The following is a 4,790-nucleotide window of genomic DNA, read 5'->3' on the forward strand; positions in this document are numbered from 1 at the left end:
GGATGTACCTGAGGCTCGCCTTCGCGGTAGCGGCCCACCTCGAGCCCGAGATCATGATCGTCGACGAGGTGCTCGCCGTCGGCGACGCCACCTTCCAGAAAAAATGCATCGGCAAGATGCAGGATGTCGGGAACCGCGGACGCACGGTGCTTCTCGTCACGCACAACATGACGGCAGTCGCCCGCCTCTGCAAGCGCGCGATTCTCCTCGACGGAGGTTCCGTCACCCACGACGGACCGGCTGACCAGGTCGTGGGAGCGTACCTGAAGCATGAGGACAGCGGGGTTGCCGAACGGATATGGCCTGACGAGCAGACCGCCCCCGGAGGCGGGATCGTACGCCTGCGCGCCGTGAGGGCAAAGACGGAGGACGGCCGCGTCGAAAAGCGCTTCGATATACGGAGGCCGATCGGCATCGAGATGGAGTACGACGTGCTCAAGTCCGGCTATGTGCTGCTCCCCCATCTCAATATCGACAATGAGGAGGGGCTCTCGGTATTCACCTCCATCGATACCGATCCCCGCTGGCGCGCCAGGGCCCGTCCCGCAGGACGCTACACCAGCACGGCATGGATCCCCGGCAATTTCCTCTCGGAAGGCATGCTCTTCGTGGAGGCCTGCATGCTCACGACGAACCCGCGGACGAACCAGTTTACCGCAGCGGACGCGGTCGCGTTCCAGGTCGTCGACAGCGGTGAAGGAGACTCGGCGCGCGGCGATTGGCTCGGCTCCCTCAAGGGCGCCGTAAGGCCGCTCTTGAAGTGGGAGACCGATCTCGGCGGCAAGAGAAAGAGCCGGCAGAGCAGCAACGGGAAGAAAAGAGTATACAGGGAGCTGTGCAGATAGCCCTGAACCCGCCGACCGCCCGCAGCTTCGAGCAGCGCATCTCCTGAGAGGCGGCACGTTCACCTGAACTGCCCGGTTTATGATAAAAAGAATGGTCAGGACAGCCGCCCTGAAGCTCGGGGTGGAGATAGCGAGGAGGTCTTCCCCTCCCGAAGGCGCCGCGGATACCGTGGTGTCACTCCGCCCCGAAGTCCCCGGCGACGGCACGGTGCTGCTCTCCTACATACTCTCTCCGTTCCTGCTGAAGGAGCATGAGCCGCTGCCGACGTCGCATAACAACTACCGGCGCTCTCTGCAGATCGCGAAGGTGTTCCTCTCCCTCGGGTATGCCGTCGACGTCATCGATTATCGCAATGCCGCTTTCATCCCCCGGAAGCCGTACTCGTGCATCGTCGATGTGCGGCGCAACCTCGAACGTCTCGATCCGTTCCTCAACGAAGACTGCATAAGGATAATGCACATCGACACGTGCCACGCCCTGTTCCACAATGCGGCCGAGACGAGGCGTCTCATGGCGCTGCAGTACAGGAGGGGGGTCGCTCTCCAGCCGCGAAGGACCGCTCCGCTGAACAGGGCGATCGAGCATGCCGACTACGCGACGATGACCGGCAACGCGTTCACGATCGGCACCTTCGCCTATGCGCGCAAGCCCATCTTCCGTGTGCCCCAAACCGCCTGTGCCGTCTATCCCTGGCCGGAAGAGAAGGACTACGGCGCCTACCGGAAAAGTTTCCTCTGGCTCGGCAGCGGCGGGCTCGTCCATAAGGGGCTCGACCTCGTGCTCGAGGCCTTTGCCGGAATGCCCGAGTACCGCCTCTCCATCTGCGGTCCCGTCGAGCGGGAGCAGGACTTCGTGGCCGCCTACCGGAAAGAGCTGTACCATACCCCGAACATCCATACCATCGGATGGGTCGATGTCGCGAGCCCCGCGTTCATCGATATCACCCGCCGGTGTATCGGCATGGTATACCCGTCCTGTTCGGAAGCGCAGGCGGGAAGCGTGGTGGCCTGCATGCATGCAGGAGTGATCCCGGTGGTCAGCTGCGAGGCAGGGGTCGATGCGGGCGACTTCGGCTTGACGCTCGTGAACAGCTCTGTCGATGAGATACAACAGGCGGTACGATGGCTGTCCCAGCTCTCTCCCGGTGAGCTGAGGGAGAAGGCGCGGAAGACCTGGGATCATGCCCGGGCGTACCATACGCACGAGCGGTTCGAAGATGAGTACCGGACCGTCATCGAAACGATTATGATCGACCGGGGCCGCGCCTGCTGTGCATCGTCGATGCGCCGCGACGGGCGCCTGGCCCCGGCAGCCGGCTCGCTGTCGCCCTAGTACGATTCCTTGCTCAAGAAGATAATCAAAGACGCCGCCCTGAAGTGCGGCGTGGAGATAAAAAGGGCCCGCCCCGCTCCTCCCGAGGCGTCCGGCAGCGTGGTGTCGCTCCGGCCTGAAGGCGCCTCCAAAGGGACGATGCTTCTCTCGTATATCATGGAGCCGTTTCTGCTGACAGAGGGCGAGCCGGTGCCGAATACGCACACCCACTACGGCGAATCGCTCGAGATGGCAAAGGTATTCCTCGGGCTCGGCTACGGGGTCGATTCTATCGATTATCGCAACAGGGCGTTCATTCCGAAAAAGAACTACGCCGTTTTCGTCGGCGCCCGGACCAATTTCGCACGCATCGCGGCGTCGCTCAACAGCGACTGCATCAAGATCGTCCATATGGATACGGCTCACTGGCTCTTCAACAACGCTGCATCGTACCGGCGGGGCCTCGAGCTCCAGCGGAGGAGAGGGGTGACCGTGGACAGCCTGAGGATCATCGAATTCAATCTCGGGATCGAATATGCCGACTTTGCCACGGTGCTCGGCAACGAGTTTACTCTCGGTACCTATGCCTATGCAGGGAAGCCCCTGTTCCGCATCGATGTCCCGTCATGCGCGGTCTATCCCTGGCCGGAAGAGAAGGACTACGATGCCTGCCGGAAGAATTTCCTCTGGCTCGGCAGCAGCGGGCTCGTCCATAAAGGACTCGACCTCGTGCTCGAGGCCTTTGCCGGGATGCCCGACTATCACCTCTACGTCTGCGGCCCGGTCACCGATGAAAAGCATTTTGAGCGGACCTTTTACCGGGAGCTGTACCTCACCCCGAATATCCATACGGTCGGATGGGTCAATGTTGCACAGGCCCGATTCAGAGCGGTCCTGGACACATGCATCGGGATAGTGTACCCCTCGTGCTCGGAGGGCCAGGCCGGAAGCGTGGTCACCTGCATGCATGCAGGCGTGATCCCCATCGTCAGTTATGAGACCGGCATCGATGTCGAAGACTTCGGGATTATCCTCGGCGAGAGCTCGGTGGAGGAGATCCGAAAGGCGGTGGCTGCTCTCGCCGGCTGCAGCGGGAGCGAGCTCGGGAGCAGGGCGCGCGCGACGTGGGAATACGCGCGAACGCATTGCACGACGGAGCGCTATGCGCGCTCCTACCGGCAGATCGTCGAGCGTATCATGGGCGGGCACCGCAGCAGCGCAGGGGAAAGATGAAGAGCGCTGCCGCGATCGCCGTTGCCGGGATATTCCTCTCTTCCTTTGCCGTCCTCTTCATGCTCCATGTATCCAGGCATGCGGTCAGGTCCAGAGGCCGCAAGCCTTACCGTGGCGCCAGTGGTGAATGGTCGATCGGGATGTACCTCGGCGATTCGCTCATCGATCTCTGTCCGGGGAAGAGAGCGCCGAGCCCGGTCCTCACCGCTGCGGATGTCTCGGACGTGCCCGCTGAATTCGTTGCCGACCCGTTCATGGTCCGCGAGGGCGATACCTGGTACATGTTTTTCGAGGTTATGAACAGCAGCACCGGACAGGGGGAGATCGGTCTTGCAGAGAGCGGGAACGGCTTTGCCTGGACCTACCGGCAGATCGTCCTGGCCGAGCCCTTTCATCTTTCGTATCCGTACACCTTCAAGTGGCAGGACGACCACTACATGATCCCCGAAGCGGGCGCAACGCAGACGGTCCGCCTGTATAAGGCCGACCCCTTCCCCGCCCGGTGGCGGTTTATCGGCGACCTGGTGAAGGGACGCAACTTTGCCGACGCCTCGGTCGTGCACTATAACAATGTGTGGTGGCTCTTCGCCTCCAACCCGGAATGCGATACGCTCTGGCTCTTCTCGTCGGACCGCCTCACCGGCCCTTACGCGGAGCATCCGAAGAGCCCTCTCATTCAGGGGGACAAAACAAGGGCCAGGCCGGGTGGACGGATCGTCGAGAGCGGGGGATCGCTCATCAGGTTCGCCCAGGATGACTATCCCCGCTACGGCAGGCAGGTGCGGGCCTTCGAGATCACCGTGCTCACCGCCGATGCCTACGAGGAACGGGAGCTCCCCGGAAGCCCGGTGGTGCGGTGGACCGGGTTGGGCTGGAACGCCCGGGCCATGCACCACATCGATCCCCACCGCATCGATGGGGACCGCTGGATCGCCGCGGTCGACGGGTTCGGCACGGTCCGGCGGCGTCCGGCGCTTCTGGACCGGCGCTTCTGGAAAAGATAAGCAGGATCGTATCGCCATGAACGGATCCGGGCAGAACGCCCGCCGTCCCATCCTGATCATGCCTTCTGCACTACAGCGATAATGCGTTATTCCGATTCGACATCGACGTCGCCTGACTGATATCCAGGCTCACTCTTCATCCTCACTATACCTACGGAAACGGGGGACCAGTAATGCAAAAGCATCAGACGCGCGCGGGTATCTTCTTGTTGTGTAGTGCACTTTTCTTTGCTTTGCTCTTCGCAGCAGGCAGCAAGGCCCTTGCCCTTGAAGTGATCATCGACAACGTATCGGTGAATACGGAGCGGACGGGGACATGGCCGCTCTCAGGGGCTTCCAACTTCTACGGAGCCGACTCGGTCTACAGCAGGGACGGCAGCACCTTCAGCTGGCGCT

Annotated in this window: 5 protein-coding genes; all 5 read left to right on the forward strand. The window is 62.1% G+C overall.

From position 1 onward, the window contains the following. Positions 1-845, forward strand: an 845-nt coding sequence (locus AB1805_17070) for an ABC transporter ATP-binding protein (protein ID MEW5747142.1), incomplete at its 5' end; no start/stop codon positions are given. A 91-nt stretch (positions 846-936) separates the two neighbouring features. Next, the gene (locus AB1805_17075) at positions 937-2,178 is read left to right on the forward strand and encodes a glycosyltransferase (protein MEW5747143.1); all 1,242 of its coding nucleotides are present in this window, start codon (positions 937-939) and stop codon (positions 2,176-2,178) included. Between the two features lie 9 nt (positions 2,179-2,187). Continuing rightward, entirely contained in the window at positions 2,188-3,390 is a 1,203-nt protein-coding gene (locus tag AB1805_17080; protein MEW5747144.1) for a glycosyltransferase, read from the forward strand. Then, positions 3,387-4,394 (forward strand): hypothetical protein, encoded by a 1,008-nt coding sequence (locus tag AB1805_17085; GenBank protein ID MEW5747145.1) that lies wholly within the window; start codon positions 3,387-3,389, stop codon positions 4,392-4,394. Before AB1805_17080 ends, AB1805_17085 begins: the two co-directional genes overlap by 4 nt. 173 nt (positions 4,395-4,567) lie before the next feature. Further along, positions 4,568-4,790, forward strand: a 223-nt coding sequence (locus AB1805_17090) for a hypothetical protein (protein ID MEW5747146.1), incomplete at its 3' end; no start/stop codon positions are given.

This window comes from Nitrospirota bacterium, assembly GCA_040752355.1.
GTDB lineage: Bacteria > Nitrospirota > Thermodesulfovibrionia > Thermodesulfovibrionales > Dissulfurispiraceae > JBFMCP01.